The sequence below is a fragment of the Gordonia sp. NPDC003424 genome (assembly GCF_053588655.1).
This window is the reverse complement of sequence record NZ_JBSFQJ010000002.1, coordinates 1-18,962: the sequence shown is the minus strand read 5'-3', so window position 1 is coordinate 18,962 and position 18,962 is coordinate 1. Positions and strand designations below refer to the sequence as shown.

Sequence of the window (18,962 nt, the reverse complement as noted above, 5' to 3'; positions counted from 1 at the left end):
CGAAAGGCGAACTCTGGCAAACTGATCGGGTGGTCCTACACTTCCGCCCGCTGATCGATCGCGGCCTCGTAGAACGCATCCGCGAGTGCAGTGATGACGCCACTGATGCCGGGGCCGTCGCTGAAGAAGTAGTCGGCCATGGAGTTGTGGGCGTCCTGGTTGTCGACGACCGCCTCGGTGACAGCGGCTTGGAAGTCCTGTGATTCCATGAACTGCTTCTTCGAGTTCACCGTGGTCTGCTGGATCAGGTCAGGGTAAGCGAGTAGCCGCTGCACCAAGCCCTGTACGAACTCTCGGACTTGTGACTCGGTGAAGGCTTCGGCTCCGAAGAGATCGTTCATCTTGTCAATGACAACTTGCAGTGCAACGTATTTCGGCTCTTTTCGGGTACCGGTACCCGCAGCGCTGATGCCTTTCAGTTCGCCCTCGCCTGTTAGGGACATGACGATGTCGGTCCTTTTGGTGTGCTTGACCCCGACCAAGACCACGTCGGAGAGGTCGACCTCTGCCGCCCACGATGAGTCTGCGATGACCTTCTCCAGCAGCCGCAGGAAGATCGAGAGCATCTCCATGTACGGGTCGCCGTAGTCGACGATCTGGCTCATAAAGTCGTAGAGCCGGACGTAGGTGGCGATGTCTTTGCGGAACAGGTCGAGGGTGTTGAGTGTGACCGTGTCGTCAGCCTCAATCGCTGCTGCGTAGCGGCGTGCGAAGTCGTTCTTGGCCGGGGTGATCGCAGCCGAGAGTGCGTTGTTGCCCTTCCGCGTCACCCACAGTTCGGCGACCTCTCGTACCTGCTCGGGCGTGTAGATCCCGGTCTGGGCGAGCTTAGTTGCGAGGTGAACGACGACGTAAGGATCAGTTTCGGACTCGAGGGTGGCGTTGGTGAAGTACGGCTCGAACGCGTCTCGTATGTCCTCGGGCTTGTTCACGAAGTCGATGACGAACGTCTTACGTTTCCGCTCGCCGCCTGCGGTGCGGTGGGTCCGGTTGAGTCGAGAGAGCGTCTGTACGGCGGTGACTCCGGAGAGCTTTTTGTCGACATACATTGCGGACAGTAGCGGCTGGTCGAACCCTGTCTGAAACTTGTTGGCGACCAACATGATTTTGTACGTCGTACCCTTGAAGGCCGCCGCCAGATCAGAACCAGCCCCGGGGTTGAGATTGGCTTCGGTGAACTCGTCGTCCTTGCTCGGCTGTGGCCCCCACTCCGAAGCCCACTGCTCGTCGTCGTCCATCGTCAGCGAGCCGGAGAAGGCGACCAAGGTGCGGTAGTTGTACGAGGCATCCTCCGCGGCCCGTTTGGCGATGTAAGCGTCGATCGCCTTCTTGTACTTCACCGCAGCCTTGCGTGAGTCCGTGACGACCATAGCCTTAGCTTTGCCCTCCAGCAGGTGAGCCACGTTGGTATGGAAGTGTTCGACGACGATCTGTACCTTCTGGCTGATGTTGGTGGGGTGCAGCTTCACCCACCGCATCAGACCTTTGCGCGCCGCCGCCTCCTCTACCTCACCACCTCCGTCGCCGCTCTCGGCCTTGCCCGCGATCTTGAGCGCAGTCTCGTAGGTCTGGTAGCCCTTGAGCACGTCGAGGATGTAGCCCTCCTCGATCGCCTGCCGCATCGAATAGAGATGAAACTCAACGGGTTTCCCGCCAGGCCCTTTACGGCCAAACAGTTCCAGAGTCTTGTTCTTAGGGGTCGCGGTAAACGCAAAGTAGGAGATGTTGCGCGACTCTGCCCGCTCGGTCATTTCCGAGGCCAGAATCGACTCGACGTCAACTTCACCGCCTTCCTCGATTTCCTTGACCTCCTCCGCTGTCAGCACGGCCTTGAGTTTGGAAGAGATCTGCCCGGACTGCGAGGAATGCGCCTCATCGGCGATCACCGCAAACCGCCGCCCTTTCAACGATGAGTCCTTCCGGATCTCGTTAAGGGCGTGCGGGAAGGTCTGCACCGTCACCGCGATGATCAGCTCTCCGTTCTTCAATGCGGTCGCCAGCAGACCTGATTTCGACTTCGCGCCCGCTTTGCGCACGTCCTCAGGGCTGATCGTGGCGACGATCTTCCCCGACCCGTCGATCTGCCGGATCGCGTCCTGGAGCTGTCCGTCAAGCACGGTGCGGTCCACGACCACAATCACCGAGTCGAAGACCTTCTCGTCGTTCACGTGTAGCCGCGCCAGTCGATGCGCGGTCCAAGCGATGGTGTTCGTCTTCCCCGATCCCGCTGAGTGCTCGATCAGGTAGCGCTGTCCCACGCCTTCCTCGCGAACTGCGGCCACGATGTTTGTCACGGCCTCCCACTGGTGGAACCGCGGGAAGAGCATGCTGGTGCGCTGCACGGACGTGCCGGTCGTGACGTCCCACTCCTGCTTGGTCTCCACCATCATCAGGCGGCCAATGATGCTCAACCAGGAGTCTTTGTCCCACACACGTTCCCACAGATATGCAGTGGCCGACCGTCCGGGGCCGGCAGGCGGATTCCCCGCGCGGCCATCGTGCCCAGTGTTGAACGGTAGGAAGTGGGTCTTTTCCCCCTCAAGGCGTGTGGTCATCGCGGCCAGGTCGTTGGAAACAGCGAAATGGACCAGCGCCCGGTGGCCAAACGACAGCAAGGGTTCCAGGCGGCCATTGGTCAGCGGCCGCCGGTCCTTGCGGTACTGGTTGATCGCCTCATCGAGGGACTGAGTGAACTCAGTCTTCAACTCGACGGTGGCGACTGGGAGTCCGTTGACGAAGAAGACAAGGTCGATGCTGCGTCGGTCAGCGGTGGAGAAGTGCACCTGCCGGATTACCCGCACCCGCATCGCCGTGTACTGCGCGGTGGTGGTTGCATTCAGGCTGGTCTCGGGGCGAAACTGCGCCATCTTCAACCGGCCACCGCCGATGTACTGCACACCGTTCCGGAGGATGTTCAGTGTTCCGCCGCCGTGTTCGAGAGGCTTATCGAGTGCGGAGGTCAGCACGTCGAGGAACTTCGCTTGCGACCCAGCGGCTTTCAACGCCTTCTGGTACGCCACTTGCTGGGTTTGCTCAAGCCACGCGACCAGGTCCTCCGGGAAGAGTGCCCGCTCCCGGTCGTAGTCGGTGTCGTTCGCCGAATGAAGCCACCCATGGGCCTCCAGGTACGCACAGATCTCGGACTCGAAGACGACCTCGTTGTGATCGGCCATCATGTCTTCCGAACGTCGATCTGGCCGGTCACAGCCGCCGTGATCAATGCTGAACGGCGTTCGCGGGAGAGCTCGATAAACCGCTCCGTCTCTGCAATGAGCGTGTCAATCTTCGTGGTCTGGTCATCGAGGTACTTCGCCGCACGCCTTTGTTCATCCAGCGGAGGCAGTGTGACCCGAAACTGCTTCAGCGCTTCGCATGTGAGGCCGCCCTTCGTGCTTCCGTTTTCGTCGCTGAGGCGACGAAGCTCGTCATAGGCCGCCGTGATGGACCACAACAGGTAGTCTGCCAACCACCGACTCCGGTCGGGGGTTACATACGCGACATGCTGGTTCACCGTTGCCTCGATATCGAGAATCGTTGCCATACCACGTGTTTTCCCCTGACCAGTTAGTCCGACCAGAATCGAACCGGGAGCAACGACTGGCAGGTGACATTCGCGTAGCGCCACATGAGTCACGAACTGCTCGGCGCGCGTGACGCGAGAGCGGTTGACCACGGAGCTGTTCAACCACGGGATGTCCCCACCGTCCCAATACGTTGTGTTATCCCGCCTCGGAGTCGAGCCATTGCCAATGTGCGCCGTACGTCCGAGCTTGTCATGGGCCGAACCTGTGAGGGCGGGTTCGAGAATGACGTGGAGAACCACGGCCCGACGCCTCTCGCGAAGCATCTCGATCAGGTATTTCTGCTCCTCGATGAGCGTGTCAATGCGGGTAGTCTCGTGATCGAGGTAGTCAGCGATGGCGAATTGCTCGACCGGACGCGCGTACGGGATACGAAGTGCCCTGAGCTTCTCGGCCGTAAGGTGCGGAATCGTCGATCCGTTGCAAACCAAGCCGATGATGCCAGCATCACGGTATGCGCGAAGCACGTAACCGAGATACCGCGTGGACCAGTCGCCAATTGGCCGCACTCGGTTTACCGTCTTCTGAAACGACCATCCCCGCATATCTCGGTCGAGAACCGCATTTGTCCCAACGGCACCTCCTTCGACGACCAGCAAGTCGCCACGACGTAGGTCAAGACGGGATGCTTCGCTCTCGGAAAAGGGCATCTCATTGATGTCTGTCAGTCGTAAACCATCGTCATGAATGTTCGCGGCCCGGATATATGGGAGAGTCGCGCACGAGTCATCGGCGGTCTTGCCGCCGTCGAGCATCTTGCCCAGCGTGACGGTATAGGCGCTGCCGACAGGTACAAGATCGGTCTGACTAGATTCAAACGGGTTCAGTGTGATCGTCACTTCTCGACCTCGCGTAGAAGATCGAGGATCTTGGCGACTTGCTTCTCTAGATCTGCGTCGATCTCGGTCAGAGGGCGCGGCGGAATGTACTTGTAGAAGTGGCGGGTGAAGGGGATCTCGTAACCGGTTCTGACCTTGGCCCAGTCGATCCAAGCGCCGGGGACATGGGTCTCCACCTCGATGTCGAAGTACGCCTGAACGACTTCGGTCTTGCCCGCAGCGCCGGCGGTCGAGCCGCCATAAGTGAAGGGCACGTTCTCGGTGTCCCGCTTCTTGGCGTCCGGCTTGGGCTTGCCCTTGCGGTCGACGATCGGGTTGTCGTGCTCGTCGAGCAGTGGACGCTCGACGGTGATGGTCCAGTAGCCGAACTCGTCGTTGCGTAGCACCTTGGAATAATCCGGGTCGGCGGCGGTGAAGTCGTCGTACAACTTCACGACCTCGGCGCGGTCGGCGTCGCTGATCTCACGGTTCTTGGCGCCGAGATTCTTGCGCATCTTGGTCCAGAACGAGCTGCCGTCGATCAGTTGGACAACGCCCTTGCGGCCGGGGTGCTTGGTGTTGTCGAGGATCCAGATGTAGGTGGCGATGCCGGTGTTGAAGAACATGTTAGTCGGCAGCGCGACGATCGCGTCGACTAGGTCGTTCTCTAGCAGCCACTTTCGGATACTGGAGGGACCGGATTCGGCGGCGCCGTTAAACAGCGGGGAGCCGTTCATAACGATGCCGACGCGACCGCCGCCGTCCTCGGGGGCGCGCATCTTGTGTGCCAGGTGTAGCAGAAACAACATCTGCCCGTCCGAGGTCGCGGGGAGACCAGGGGCAAATCTGCCGTGGGGGCCCGCTTCGCCGCGCTCTTTCGTGACCGCCTTGGCGTACTGCTTCCAGTCGACGCCGTACGGCGGATTAGACATGCAGAAGTCGAACTGTCGGCCTTTGAATGCATCGTCGGTGAGTGTGTTACCGAACGCGATGCTGGTGGCGTCGTGGCCCTTGGCAAGCAGGTCGGACTTGCAGATCGCGTACGACTGCGGGTTGTACTCCTGGCCGTACAGACTCAGCTTGGCGTCGGGATTCTGCGCGAGGAGATGTTCCTCGGCGAGGGCAAGCATGCCACCGGTGCCCGCGGTGGTTATTTGCTCTCTCTGGGCGTGTCTCACTCGCCGGGCTCGTTCTATCAGTTACGTTGTGCCCAGCGCACCAACCAACAGGCTGCGGCGAGGAGGTGCTGATGGACCTCTATTTCGCCAACTGGTGGCTGGTGTCGCCGTCAGATGCAACGCAACTTGATGACCTCTGTAGCTCGACCCGACTGGTTTCGCCGGGAACGCCAATCTTTGTTGACGATGCAATGCGGCCGCTGGAGCCTTGGTGTACATTTCTTCGTCTTTACTCAGAGAACCTGCGGCGTAATTCAGTCCTTGCCTATGCGCGCGACACTCTCGAATTCGGCCGATTCCTCGAGGATCGCAAAGTATCGGTGCTTGACGTCTGCGAATCGGACCTAAAGGCATATCGAAAATCTCGACTGGGTGCCGGCGTCTCGCAGAGATCATGGGCACGACAGCTAGTCGTTATTCGCGCGCTATTCAAGTATCTGTTCGAAACCAAGCAGCGAGATAGTCTGCCGTGGATTCAGATCGGCAGTCGATCGGTAGTGTCCCCCCGCATTCCTCATACTGATCTGGATGTTCGAGCGCTTTCCTATGAGCAGTGGGTCACGTTGCGTGACATAGGGTTAGGGGGAATGTCCCCTGGTGGAGTCATGGATAGCTCCTACCGGGGACGATCTACTGTTCGAAATGTCTGCGCGGCCGAGCTGGCATTGACCACCGGGATGAGGCTCACGGAGTGGAGCACGCTGCTGGACGTGGAGGTCCAGTCGGATGGCGCTGGTGCTTCGTTTTACCTTGAGGAGTGCGCCAAGAACGGCCGACGCCGCAGTATCTGCGTCCCGGCATCGACGATGCGAGAGATCGAGACCTACCGCAGTACGGAACGAAAGTCGTTGGTGCGTCGAGCGCAACCGAATCTGAAGCGCAAGCTGTCAACGTTGGCGATTGTCGACGAGGTGGACGTGTCAGCAGGGAAACTGATCTACACAGTGGGCGGTGAGAGGTCACGCACCGAGTTCTGCAAGATCCCGCCCGAGACTCGACGTATCCTGGTAAAAGTACTGTCTGACAACTGGATCGAACCCCTTTCACTATTTGTGGGTCGCAATGGATTCCCACCCTCTCAACGAAGGTGGCACCAGTACTTTGAGCACGCGAACGACCGCCTGGCAGCCCTTGAGGGACTGATTCCGGTTATGCCTGCGGCCGTGACGCCACACGACCTGCGCCACACATTCGCCGTGGTGATGCTTCGGGAACTCCAGGCGCGCGCCGCCAAACGTGAGCAGTCACGACCCGAGTATGGCTTCGGCACCATCAGCGAGCATATAAGTCACAACCCCCTCCTGACCCTGCAACGACTACTCGGGCACGCTAGCCCTGCCACGACGATGGTCTACTTGCGCTACGTCGATGAGTCCGATGAGCTTATCCAGCGCGCCTTCGAGTCATGGAGTGACAGCGAAAGAGATTACGCCAGTTACGTTCTCGAGTACCTAGATAGGAAGCCCGAATGAACGAAATCCGTATCGGCCCTCGTTCGGTAGTGTTCCCGGCTGGCGGCAAACTGAAACAGTGCACTATCGACCCAGGCCAATACGTCGCATCGCGCCTCGTATCTGAACTCGCAGACGCATGGCGAGAGTGCGCAGAGTTGGTTGATCTGACGCCAGGAACGATATCTCGGCAGGCCAGCGTTGTTCGTAGCGTCGGGAAGTACCTGACTGCAGAAACAGACAGGTTCCTGACGCTATCGGGTGATGGCGCGGAAGTGGTACGGCGGCTCCATGATTGGGAGTCCGCCATGGTTGCCAAGTTTCCTCCTCCGAGCGTGCGCGCAAAGGACCTCGGCATGGAACTGCGCAACCAGGTCGCCCGCCACCTGCAGTCCAATGGTGTAGCCGGAGGCGCCCTGACAGATTGGGCGAACAGCCTGGTCCTCGATGGACGACCCTCCCAGGAAGTTCCGCTAGACGAGTTCAACAATCACGAGCGTCTGCAACTCGAACAGACCTGTCGGCAAGTCGTGCGCGACACTGAATCCCGGCTAGCACGAGGCGAGGATCTGCTTCGCGCGGGCCGCGACCCTCGACGTGATGGATGGGATCGCATCGAGAATGTGCTGTGGGCGCTGCGCTATCTTCCGTACGACGATGCCTTTCACGTACACCTGGTCGGCAGACGGCGCCTGATTGACCCCCGCGACGTAGATCGCCTGGCGGGCGTGCGACGGGCGGACAAACGAATCAAGGCCCCACCAATACTTTCCGCTGTTGGCGCGTTTCTCATCCCGGAACCCGAGTACCTTTTGGCAATACGGGTGCTACTCCATCTACAGACTGGTTGGTCACCAGAGGAAAGCGGACGACTCCAACGTGCAGATATCGAGTACGGTGCGGAGTCGGTCAGGGTGCGCGCAACCAAGCTACGCGCACAACGTGTCCGATGGCACACACTGCCTTCTTCCGCAGATCAGTCGTGGGGTTGGAAAGCCGGAGACCTATTGCGGCGAGCCACCTTCGCCATGCGGCACGCCCATGATCTGACGCCGAAGGCGACGCTGTTTTGGACGACCGCGGTCCACAGCGCACGTGACCGCGAAGAGCACGAATACCCACACTATCTGGTCCGAGAGCATCACTTTGGCCGTGATAACTCGCTTCGCAAACTCGTTGAGCGTCACGAACTCTCAATCAGCGAGCCTCACGATATGCGTCGCCTGCGGAAGACAGTGAAGAGCGCCCGAGCTGCCGTGTTGGGTACTCTCGCGGGCGCGGCGGGTGACGACCAAACCACCGAGGTGTTCCGCGAGCACTATGCCCAAACCACGACTGTTCATACGTTGGCCGCTCAAACGATCTTGCGGGCTCAGCGGAAAGTTCTCAACAACGTTGCGGTCGGTCCAACACTGGTTGTCTCGTCGGCGGCTGAGGCTGCCAGGTCAGCGATCGACTCCGAACTTGCGGAGGTAGCCGGAACGGTCGCCGCTGAGACATCTACTGAGCAAGAACTGACGATCGCTGCTTGCCGCGATCCCCACGACGCACCATTCCTGGAGACGGGCATCCTCTGTCATGCTTCACCATCGATGTGCTTGCAGTGCCGCAACGCGATCATCTTCCGCGATCATCTCCCTCGTCTGATCGCCTACCGAGAAGCATTAGATTCTATCGAGAAGAACACTCCGCCAGCGGTATTCAGTGAGCTTTATGGGCAGCAGCGAGTCAATATCGATAACGTTGTCGCCGAGTTCACGACCGAGGAGGTTGAGGCTGCACGGCAGCTGGACGTGCGCGTGCACCGGCCACTAGGACAAAGGACCGAACATGAGTAGTCAGCCCGAGCCACAGGCATGGTCGGCATGGGCACCTTTCGACGTCGACGAACCTGTCTTACCTGATGAACTCAGAGTCAATGATGGTCCCAGTCCTGTCTTCGGGGACCTTCCGCTGTGGGATCTCACAGCCATGGGTTTGGCACCGAACCTCAATGCGGCACAGGCTCATTTGCGGTTTGATGTGTACCCCAGTCAGTGGGTAGCCGTTGCAAAGACGCTGGCTATGGCGATGCTCCAACCCGTACATGTGGTCGTTCGGGATGCCGGTGTGTACCGGTCCAATCGGCCGTACAAATTGAAGTCCATCCGACACACCCTCACGGAGTTGCGGTACCTCGCGGACTGGGCAGCCACCGTTGAACTCGGTGCCGACTTGTCGAATTGGACTCCGGCCGACTGCGACGCCTACCTCAATGCCCGAAAAGCTCGTTCGCACTCCGCCGGACGAAATGCCAATGATCTCCTCCGACATCTCAACGGCTTTGGAGGCCTCCTACCCAACGGTGGGCTGAGTGTGCGCGTTGCTCCATGGGTCACCGAGGCCGGCGGGCAGGTGAAGACTCCAGCGATTCCGCCCAGCACCTTCTGGCCGCTCGTTCGTGCGTGCTGGAGCTACATCGACATCTTTGCGCCGGACATCATCGCCGCCCGAGATGAGTTCGTGGGTCTTGATGCTCGTGCACCAAAGGACAGGGCGGTCGGCAGTTCACCCACGGATGTCGATGCCGCCCTAGACAACTGGCTATCGTCCGCGAACGCGTTTGTGCCCCTTCACACCTACACCCTGGGACGCGCCCGAAAAGGTGAAATCAACTGGGACGGCCTAGCACTCTGCACCACACCACATTTGAGCAGCACCAACTTCTATAACAAGCGAGGCCGCGAACGCCAAAGTCGTGTCCACCAGGCTATCCGGGATGGGGTACCGACCCGCTTCGGATACAGTTCCATCGAACCCGCGATCGTTGACCGGCCCGACGGAACACGGGGCTCCTGGACAATCGGCTTCGATCGCACCACCGCCCGAGCAGAGGTCACCCAACTACGCAACGCCGCATACATTTTTGTTGCAATCATGACCATGATGCGCGACAGCGAGGTTCAAAGCCTCGGCCATGGAGCAACATGCACATACTACGGCGCACCCGCAGTCACCAGCACCCTGCACAAGATGCAAACCCACGGAGGCACACCACGACGATGGTGGGTCAGTGAACCCGTCATAAGAGCACTCCAAATAGCCGAACAGATCGCGCAAGACGACGACCGACTCTTCGGGACCGTCCGCAAGGGTCAGAATCGTGACCTGGTGGGCTTCGACCAATACGAACAGATCCGGTCGTTCGTCGCCTGGGTCAACGACCATTCACCCCGGAACGGCCTCAACCGCATACCTACGACGAACCTCGCACCCCACATGTTCCGCAGGACAATGGCCGTAATCACCGCCAACGAGCCAGACGGCGAGATCGCGCTCGGAATCACTCTGAAGCACAACGCTATCCGTGCCCTAGCAAATGCCACAACGTCAGGATACGGATTGCCGACTCCCGACTGGTCCAAGGAATTCGAAACTCACAAGAAGGACGCGGCCGCCGCTGAACTGGTCGCAGACTGGGCGCGACACGCGCAAGGCAAACGGTTTGCACGCGGCCCTGGAGCGGCGACGTTCATTGACAATCTCGACGAGGTCACGGACCGAGCCAGTACCCCCGCGGCCAAGGGCGACGAAAGAATGCTGCGAAACCTGCTCCGCGACGAGTTCGCCACCATCCGCCTCGGCACCCTCAACCACTGTCTCGGAGACCCCACGAAAGCACGCTGCCTGGAGGGGATGTCGGCTGCAGCGAGGGAGTCCGGGCCCATTCCCAGCATGTGTAGTCCAGCAACCTGTCGAAACTCCGTCATCACCGACTCGCACGTACCCATCTGGCAGCAGGAAGAGGCCGACCTCGTCACCAAACTCAAAGACAGACGCATGGCGACTATTCATCGCGAACGCCTCGAAGCGCAACTGGCCGATGTTCGCAGAATCACACAACAGGAACCCAAATGAGCACAGTCAGCCCGGCAACAGAGAAAAAGCTCCGCGACGCCATGCAGCGACTACTCGCCGGCCAGTCGAAGATGACAGACGGCCGCCTGATCAAATCAAACCTACATGCCGAAGCTGGCGTCAGCCGTGCCACCATGAACCGCGCCACCGCAGTGATCGCGGAGTGGGATGCAGCTACTGAATCACAAACTGCCCCCAGAGATTCCAAACTTGTTGGACTGGAGGATACGGTCTCCGAACTTCGGCAGACGATCGCGAAACTGCGTGACCGCAACGCCGATCTCGAACGACGGAACAACGCTGCCGCGACTGTCATCGCGGAACTACACGCCCAGCTCCAAGCTACTCACAACCAGTCGCCAACCGGGACCGTTGCACCCTTAGCAGGCCGCCAGAGCCGAAGAACTCGGTGGCAGTAAACCACGTCGGCAGTTGTGAGTTGTGCGACCAAGATCGCTTTTCGCCGCCCGAGCCGGAGCCTCGCAGACGCGGCAAGCTGGGGTGATACGCTGCGTATCACCCTGCGAAAGAGTACCCGTGACCAGCACCGTTGAGGAGATTGCCCAGAAGGCGATTGTCCGCCGGGCTCAGCAACGCCTGCTTGCAATTGCTGAGGTGCGAGACGCGCACCGACTCGAGCAATCAGAAAAGAGCCAACGCGAGATCGCCGTAATTCTTCAGACCACCCAGCCAAGGGTGGGCCGATTGCTCCGTGAGGCCCGCGAACTCGGCGAGACCACGACACCTGAGGAGATCATCCTGCGCGCTACCGTAGAGGGCACATGCCGCAGCCTTCTCGTCGAGCGTCTGTGCGCACTCGACTACAGCTTCACCGAGTCGACGATGCAGCACCACGGGAGTCCGAAGCAGGGACCGTGGGCCCAGGTGGTCGCAGCTCACAGGCTTGGGCTACTAGGCGACGCAGAATACGAAGTTGTGAGGTCAGCGGTCAGACCACCCGCGGCAACAGTTTCCAGCCGCCAACGATCCATTGAGCAATAGGAGATGCGAGTGGCGAACACCGGTCCAATGGAATACGTGAAGTCCAAGGCACGTGTTGCCGACCACGGTGAGGTATTCACGCCTTCATGGTTGGTCGAAGCGATGCTCGATCTGGTGAAGAGCGAATCGGAGCGTATCGACTCCCGATTCCTAGAGCCCGCCTGCGGCTCTGGCAACTTCCTGGTTCCTGTGCTCAAACGTAAGCTCAGGACGGTCCATGCGCGTTACGGCAAGAGCGACTTTGAAAAGCGGCACCAGGCACTCCTCGCGCTCATGTCGATCTATGGCATCGAGTTCCTGGACGACAATGTCGCCGAGTGCCGCGAGAACCTCGTCGCGGTGATCGCAGAATACCTTGCGGCGGCACCAGACGATAACTGGCACAGAGCCGCAACAGCCGTCGTGAAAGCCAACATCGTTCACGGTGATGCATTGACGTTGACTACACGAGAGACAGAGCCACGACCGATCGCGTTTCCAGAATGGGCATACGTCGGCAAGGGCGTCTACCGCCGCCGCGACTTCCGCTACGACACGCTGGTGAAGATGTCGTCATTCGCGGCGGAGGACACACTCTTCGCTGATCTCGGTCAGCACGAAATCTTCATACCTGTAAAGGATCACGGCCGTCTATCTGTGCAAGACATTGCGGCGGAAGGAGATCTAGATGACTGAACAGGTCGCCTTCACCCTAGGCAACCGGAATCCCGACGTTCTCACTTGCATCGCCAACCTGTCGAACGACGAGGTGTTCACTCCACCGGAGATAGCCAACGAAATGCTCGACCTGATCGCAGCAGCGTGGGCCGAGGACAACGGCGGCGAAGACATCTGGGCCAACGAGTCGCTGACGTTCCTTGACCCGTTCACCAAGTCAGGGGTATTCCTACGGGAAATCACCAAACGACTGATCGATGGCCTCGAGGACGTGATTCCCGACCGAACTGAACGAGTCGATCACATCCTCACCAGGCAAGTCTTCGGTATCGCCATCACCGACCTCACCAGCTTGCTAGCACGCCGAAGCGTGTACTGCTCCAAGTCGGCGGACGGGAAGCACTCCGTAGCGAAGTCGTTCACCAGCAGCGACGGCAACATCTGGTTTGAGCGTCAAGAACACACGTGGACCGGTGCAACTGAATTCGTGGACACGGCAGATGAAAACGGCGAGCCGGTCCGCAAGGGTGTCAACGGAAAGTGCAAGTACTGTGGCGCGACCCAAAAGGCGCTAGACCGGGGTGAAGACCTCGAAACCCATGCCTACACCTTCATTCATACCGACAACATTAGGGCTCGGATGGCCGAGCTGTTTGGGGACAAGATGCAGTTCGACGTGATCGTAGGGAACCCGCCCTATCAGCTCGATGACGGCGGTTTCGGCACTAGCGCAGCGCCCATATACAACAAATTCGTTGAACAGGCCAAGACACTCAACCCACGGTTGCTGACGATGGTCATACCCAGCCGGTGGTTCGCTGGCGGCAAAGGTCTCGATGAATTTCGCGAGTCCATGCTGAGCGACGAACACGTGCGCTCGATCGACGACTACCTCAACGCATCAGATGTGTTCCCTGGAGTTGGACTCAAAGGCGGCGTCTGCTACTTCCTATGGAACAGGGACACTCCGGGACCCTGCCGCGTCACCACACACTTCAAGGACGAAGCCCCGACAACAGCTACGCGTGCGTTACTCGAGCCCGGGTCGGATGTGTTCATTCGCTTTAACGAAGGGCTGTCCATTCTCAGGAAGGTCGTTGCGGTAGAGACGGGACAGTCAACTAGTCTGTCTCTGCCCGAGGAGAAGCGCTTCGAACGACTTGTCAGCTCCCGCAAGCCTTTCGCTCTGGAGACCACTTTCAAGGGTAAGACACAACAGGCGGACGGAGATCTTCTCGTCTATCAGAACGGCGGCACCGGATATACTCCGCGGAGTTCAATAGCAGCCAACGTCGGCCTGATCGACAAGTGGAAGATCTATACGGGCCGCGCGGCACCTGGAACCGGCAACAGGGACACTTACCCCCACCGGATAATCAGCACCCCCTTCGTTGGCGAGCCAGGCAGCATCTCGTCGGAGACGTACCTGTGCATTGGTCCGTTCGATACAGAGGACGCAGCTGAAAGCGCCCTGTCCTACCTGTCGTGCCGACTGACCCGACTGCTGATTCTTCTGCACAAGCCTTCGCAAGACACCACACGCAAGGTCTACACCTTCGTGCCGACCCAGGACTGGAGTAATCCGTGGACGGACGAGACCCTCTACGCGAAGTATGGCATCACTGAAGATGAGATTGCCTTCATCGAAAAGCTAGTCCGACCAATGGATCTCGGCAATGAGTAAGCCCGCGGAAGTGCTCTTTCCTGAGAAGCCACAGGCACGGCTCCGGATCTATGCCTACTCGATTCACGACCCAGATCACGCAGGCCTCCTCAAGGTCGGCCAGACGACACTGGATGTCAAAGTACGCGTTGCACAGCAGGTCCAGACCGCGATGATCAAGAACTACACCATCGAGCTCGACGAGTCTGCAGAGCGCGACGACGGCTCGTTCTTCAGTGACCACCAGGTGCGGGAAAGACTCAAAGCAAAGGGCCTGGCCAATCCCGGTTTAGAGTGGATGGAGTGCACCGTTGCGGACGTTAAGACCGCGATTACTGAACTCCGCACTGGCCAGAAGCTAACCGCCACACATCATCAGACATTCGAGATGCGTCCGGAACAGCGAACAGCCGTGACCCGAACGCACGCATACTTCCTCTCGATCTGGAAGGAGGACATGCATGCGGTTCCGCGGTACTTGTGGAACGCCAAGATGCGATTTGGGAAGACTTTTGCCACCTACCAGCTGGCCAAGAAGATGGGCGCCACAAGGATTTTGGTGGCCACCTTCAAACCGGCAGTCGAAGATGCCTGGCGAGACGACCTTGAATCCCACGCCGATTTCGATGGATGGCAGTACCTCTCGAAGGCCGCTGGTGGCGACCCTACGACGGCTAACAAGAAGAAGCCACTTGTCTACTTCGGCTCGTTCCAAGATCTGTTGGGCAAGGATAAGTCTGGAAACATCAAGCCCAAGAACACGTGGGTGCACACCACGCGTTGGGATCTCGTCGTCTTTGACGAGTACCACTTCGGAGCGTGGCGCGAGAAGGCTCAGGAGCTCTTCGAGGGCGAGGACGAGTCGGAAGCCAAAAAGGAGGCCGCCGAAGAGTTCAATCCAGGCCTAGTGGGGTTCAACGAGGAATTCGACGAGCTCGGCGAGAACGAGATCGAGTTCTTGCCTATCACGACCAGGGCGTATTTGTACCTCTCCGGAACACCGTTCAAGGCTTTGGCAAGCGGCGAGTTCATCGAAGAGCAGATCTTCAACTGGACCTACACAGACGAGCAGAGAGCGAAACAGAGGTGGACGCAAGACCGCCCCGGTGAGCCGAATCCCTACCGCGCCTTGCCTGAAATGCGTCTCCTCACATACAAAATGCCCGACGAGCTGCTGGCCATTGCAAGCCAGGGTGAATTCGATGAGTTCGACCTGGGAGAGTTCTTCGCGGCGGGTGGGATCGGTGCGGGAGCGGAATTCAAACACAAAGAAGAAGTCCAAAAGTGGCTCGACATCATCCGTGGCGCGGGCTCGGCCACGCAGGTCGACAACCTAAAGCTCGGAGCAAGGAAACCGGCCGTGCCGTACGCCGACGTCCGGCTACTGCCATATCTGAATCACTCATTGTGGTTCTTACCAACAGTGGCCTCGTGCCATGCGATGGCAAACCTGCTCGGGGAGAAGCAGAATGTGTTCTACCACGACTACAAGGTGCTCACGGTTGCAGGGACCGGGGCGGGCGTGGGACTGGCCGCATTGCCGCCGGTGCGTGACGCGATCGGCAATGGTTTCGATTCAAAGACCATCACTCTGTCCTGTGGCAAGTTGACGACCGGGGTGACGGTGCCCCAGTGGTCGGCAATGCTGATGCTGCGGAACCTGAACTCGCCGGAAACCTACTTCCAAGCGGCATTTCGAGTCCAGTCACCATGGTCGATCAGGAACCCCAACGGCGACAATCCTAACGAAGAAGAAGTGCTCAAGCCGGCGTGCTTCGTGTTCGACTTCGCACCCACGCGCGCACTTCGCCAGATTGCCGAGTACGGGATCGGACTTGCTCCCGAGGAACCCAATCCAGAAGATGCTGTCAAAGAGCTGGTTGGGTTCCTCCCAGTGCTGGCCTACGACGGATCCCATATGGCGCAGATCGATGCGGGTGAGATCCTCGATTGGGCGATGGCTGGCACGTCTGCCACATTGCTTGCGCGCAAATGGGAATCCGCTCTGCTGGTCAACGTTGATAACGAGACGTTGCGCAAGATCATCGCGAACGATCAAGCGCTAGAAGCGATCATGAAGATCGAGGGTTTCCGGGCGCTTGGAAGCGACGTCTTCGAGACAGTCATCAACAAGAGCGAGCAGGTGAAGGAGACCAAGAAAGAGAAGGGGGAAGGCATCACCCCGAAAGAGAAGAAGGAACTGTCCGCGGAGGAAAAGGAGTATAAATCAAAAAGGAAGCTGATTCAGGAGAAACTGATCAAGTTCGCGACTCGTATCCCAGCCTTCATGTATCTGACGGACTTTCGCGAGAACACGCTCAAAGACGTAATTACCAAGCTTGAACCAGAACTTTTCAAGGCGGTCACAGGCCTAACGGTGGATGACTTCAATCTACTGGTCTCCCTCAACGTCTTCAATAGCACTCACATGAATCAGGCCGTATTCGCATTCCGACGCTATGAGGATTCCTCGTTGTCGTATACCGGAATTGAGAGTCACGAAGGCCTGCGCCACTTCGGCCTATACGACACAGTGGTCGCTCGCGAGGAGCTAGCGCAGTGACAGTGTTTCCAACATTGACTAGCGCATCCGTCAGGTGGAACTGGGCCGATCGCGCGATGCCAGTGTCTCGTGAGACATCGAAATTTCGCATAAAGGCTGGGTCGTAAAGGGTGCGGACTATGCCAGCCTCGGTCAAGTCGACGTCGTTTTCGGCGAAGAGCAGGTCGACCAGCAGTCGGATCGCGTCCCGGGGCGTGTAGTGGTCACCGGAGGTCTCGTTCGCGGCCTCGTTGAACTTGCGGATGATGTACTCGAACGCATCGCCCATGTCGGCGTTGGAGACGACATCCGGATGTAGGTCGACGGCCTTGAAGGACGTGATGACTTCGCGCAGGAGTTCCGCCTTCTCCAGCGCGAGGATCTCCTTCTTGAAATCGAAATACTCGAACACATCGACATCGGGGGAGAACCGGTCGATGTAGTCGGCCAAGTTGTCGGCCAGCCCATCGGCGTCCTTGAGGAGGTTGTCGAAGGAGTAGTTGGAGGTGTTATAGAACGGCCGCCCGGTGGCCTTTTTGACCTCAATCTTGAGCCGGTTGGGGTTGTCATATCTCGCGGCAAGCTCGCGCACCGTTTGCCGGTCGGGTTCGAGGATGCAGTCCAGGCGACGCAGGATCGTGAGCGGAAGGATCACATTGCCGTACTGGTTGGGGCGGTAGGGACCTCGAAGTTGATCGGCTATCGACCAGATGAAGTTTCCGAGGTTACTCACGTGGCTCCTCACAGCTCTCACTCGCGACTACGGTTGACGGCCGTTGTGTACCGCCACGTGTATCCAATCAGGAGCTGGGTACGTCGGCACCCCCTTGGTGCGAGTCGAAGGCGCTCGAAACGTGCCTCGTGACGAGCGATCGCGACAAAGGATCGTCAGTGACGTGGTTCTACCCGTGCGTGAGTGACCAGTGCAACGCACGCATGGATTCAGGTGGGCGAAGCGATATCCCACCAGCAGGACCGTCGCCACTCGTCACCTTCGACTTCCACTAGGTAGGTCACGCCAATCTCTTCGAGCCAGTTCAGTACTCGCTCGGTCATCTCGTACACGGCGCTGCCGAGAACTGTGGCGTCGATGGGCTCGCCGGCGGCTGGGATTGCATCGAACATTTCAAGCAGATCCGGCCAGAGTTGAAGCATGTAGCGGTCCCATTGCTCGGGTAGCGGATTCGGCACCGACCGGTCGTCTCGGCCGTCGTGCAACCGGTACGCCGCTGCGTAGGCGACCCCTTTCACCAGTTCTTTCGCCGCCGTCAGCACAGTCACACAAGCTGCGTAGCGGTCCGAATCCGCCAGTTCGACCGATGTTGCGAGCGACTCCCTGAACGTCGCGAGGTCGTCGGCGGTGGACGCCGCGTCGTGCGGAAAGGCCGAGACAACGATTCGATTGGCCGCTAGTTCACACTGATACTCATTCACCGCCTCCGCGATCCCTGGCACGAGATCGTTCGCGGTAGCGGACGCACCGCGCGCTGCGTCGGTGACTTGTCCGACATCCAATCCGGCGATCGCGAGAACGATGTGCTGTGGTTCGTGCGCGGCGAGATGCGCGAGAATCCGCGACTTCTCGGTGATGTCTTCCTCTGAGTCGTCGCGGCCGTTGAAGAACCAGTTGCCGTCGACGACGATGTCGAAGGCCCCATCGTCGCGGCATAGCGTCTTCGCGCTGGCAATGTTCGCGCCGCGTTCCAGCGTGTAGTTCATTCCAGAATCGGGACCGAACCGCTCAGGGGCGACGTAAGCGAGCGTCGTTGCCATGTCGATCGCTGGCCAGATCGAGACAGTCGTGCCGGTGGGAACGATGGCGTTCACCGTCTGCTTGAACGTTTCGACACGCTTCGCGACCAGGCCCTGCGTCGGATGCATCACAGGACTCTTCGGCAGTCCCCGTGTGCGTTTGAACTCCTGGACAACTTGGGATGAGACGTCGGGCCCAAACTTCACGCGGACTAGTGACTTGGTGCGATCGCGTGCCATGCGATCAGTGTGCATCGGAGGTCCGACAAATCTGCGCACTGCCAGGGGGGCAATACCGAAGGCGTTGCGGAACTTGTCAAGGGGTTTGCGCCCCGCCAACGAAGCTCCCGCGCCGGCCCCGGGCCGACCCTCCCGATCCGACGCATCGCGCGGCTCGCCGTCGGTCTTCCCGTTCGGCAAG

At 59.3% G+C, this 18,962-nt stretch carries 11 protein-coding genes and 2 pseudogenes; 8 read left to right on the top strand and 5 right to left on the bottom strand.

Annotation, left to right across the window (positions count from 1 at the left end; translation table 11 throughout):
• Positions 1-35: 35 nt before the first annotated feature.
• The 3 genes and pseudogenes from ACWDTI_RS02760 to ACWDTI_RS02750 all read right to left on the bottom strand — a co-directional run.
• A complete protein-coding gene (locus tag ACWDTI_RS02760) occupies positions 36-3,173 on the bottom strand; it encodes a type I restriction endonuclease subunit R (protein ID WP_449736938.1) in 3,138 nt (1,045 codons plus the stop codon).
• Complete coding sequence (locus ACWDTI_RS02755; RefSeq protein WP_449736518.1) at positions 3,173-4,420, bottom strand: restriction endonuclease subunit S; 1,248 nt, start codon at positions 4,418-4,420, stop codon at positions 3,173-3,175. Before ACWDTI_RS02755 ends, ACWDTI_RS02760 begins: the two co-directional genes overlap by 1 nt.
• Positions 4,417-5,547: pseudogene (locus ACWDTI_RS02750) on the bottom strand (HsdM family class I SAM-dependent methyltransferase); the annotation flags it as partial. The pseudogene ACWDTI_RS02750 and the gene ACWDTI_RS02755, both read right to left, overlap by 4 nt.
• Before the next feature lie 101 nt (positions 5,548-5,648).
• Between ACWDTI_RS02750 and ACWDTI_RS02745 the strand changes: the two are divergent.
• The 8 genes from ACWDTI_RS02745 to ACWDTI_RS02710 all read left to right on the top strand — a co-directional run bounded on the left by ACWDTI_RS02745 (position 5,649) and on the right by ACWDTI_RS02710 (position 16,810).
• Positions 5,649-7,049, top strand: coding sequence for a tyrosine-type recombinase/integrase (locus ACWDTI_RS02745; protein ID WP_449736517.1), 1,401 nt, complete (start codon positions 5,649-5,651; stop codon positions 7,047-7,049).
• Complete coding sequence (locus ACWDTI_RS02740; RefSeq protein ID WP_449736516.1) at positions 7,046-8,866, top strand: hypothetical protein; 1,821 nt, start codon at positions 7,046-7,048, stop codon at positions 8,864-8,866. Before ACWDTI_RS02745 ends, ACWDTI_RS02740 begins: the two co-directional genes overlap by 4 nt.
• Entirely contained in the window at positions 8,859-10,925 is a 2,067-nt protein-coding gene (locus tag ACWDTI_RS02735; RefSeq protein ID WP_449736515.1) for a hypothetical protein, read from the top strand. Before ACWDTI_RS02740 ends, ACWDTI_RS02735 begins: the two co-directional genes overlap by 8 nt.
• The gene (locus ACWDTI_RS02730) at positions 10,922-11,344 is read left to right on the top strand and encodes a hypothetical protein (protein WP_449736514.1); all 423 of its coding nucleotides are present in this window, start codon (positions 10,922-10,924) and stop codon (positions 11,342-11,344) included. Before ACWDTI_RS02735 ends, ACWDTI_RS02730 begins: the two co-directional genes overlap by 4 nt.
• Positions 11,345-11,462: 118 nt before the next feature.
• Positions 11,463-11,927 (top strand): hypothetical protein, encoded by a 465-nt coding sequence (locus ACWDTI_RS02725; protein ID WP_449736513.1) that lies wholly within the window; start codon positions 11,463-11,465, stop codon positions 11,925-11,927.
• A 9-nt stretch (positions 11,928-11,936) separates the two neighbouring features.
• Positions 11,937-12,602 (top strand): DNA methyltransferase, encoded by a 666-nt coding sequence (locus ACWDTI_RS02720; protein WP_449736512.1) that lies wholly within the window; start codon positions 11,937-11,939, stop codon positions 12,600-12,602.
• Positions 12,595-14,268 carry an Eco57I restriction-modification methylase domain-containing protein gene (locus tag ACWDTI_RS02715; RefSeq protein ID WP_449736511.1) on the top strand — a complete coding sequence of 558 codons (1,674 nt, stop codon included), beginning with the start codon at positions 12,595-12,597 and terminating at the stop codon, positions 14,266-14,268. Before ACWDTI_RS02720 ends, ACWDTI_RS02715 begins: the two co-directional genes overlap by 8 nt.
• On the top strand, positions 14,261-16,810 hold the full coding sequence (locus ACWDTI_RS02710; RefSeq protein WP_449736510.1) for a GIY-YIG nuclease family protein: 2,550 nt from the start codon (positions 14,261-14,263) through the stop codon (positions 16,808-16,810). Before ACWDTI_RS02715 ends, ACWDTI_RS02710 begins: the two co-directional genes overlap by 8 nt.
• 97 nt (positions 16,811-16,907) lie before the next feature.
• Here the strand turns inward: ACWDTI_RS02710 and ACWDTI_RS02705 are convergent.
• Positions 16,908-17,522, bottom strand: a pseudogene (locus tag ACWDTI_RS02705) (type I restriction-modification system subunit M N-terminal domain-containing protein); the annotation flags it as partial.
• A 209-nt stretch (positions 17,523-17,731) separates the two neighbouring features.
• The coding region (locus ACWDTI_RS02700) for a hypothetical protein (protein WP_449736509.1) at positions 17,732-18,962 on the bottom strand (1,231 nt) is incomplete at its 5' end.

Bases quoted from the DNA above. Each gene is read 5' to 3' on its own strand.
- ACWDTI_RS02715 (WP_449736511.1), top strand. From the start codon at position 12,595: ATGACTGAACAGGTCGCCTTCACCCTAGGCAACCGGAATCCCGACGTT.
- ACWDTI_RS02735 (WP_449736515.1), top strand. From the start codon at position 8,859: ATGAGTAGTCAGCCCGAGCCACAGGCATGGTCGGCATGGGCACCTTTC.
- ACWDTI_RS02745 (WP_449736517.1), top strand. From the start codon at position 5,649: ATGGACCTCTATTTCGCCAACTGGTGGCTGGTGTCGCCGTCAGATGCA.
- ACWDTI_RS02730 (WP_449736514.1), top strand. From the start codon at position 10,922: ATGAGCACAGTCAGCCCGGCAACAGAGAAAAAGCTCCGCGACGCCATG.
- ACWDTI_RS02740 (WP_449736516.1), top strand. From the start codon at position 7,046: ATGAACGAAATCCGTATCGGCCCTCGTTCGGTAGTGTTCCCGGCTGGC.
- ACWDTI_RS02710 (WP_449736510.1), top strand. From the start codon at position 14,261: ATGAGTAAGCCCGCGGAAGTGCTCTTTCCTGAGAAGCCACAGGCACGG.
- ACWDTI_RS02760 (WP_449736938.1), bottom strand. From the start codon at position 3,173: ATGGCCGATCACAACGAGGTCGTCTTCGAGTCCGAGATCTGTGCGTAC.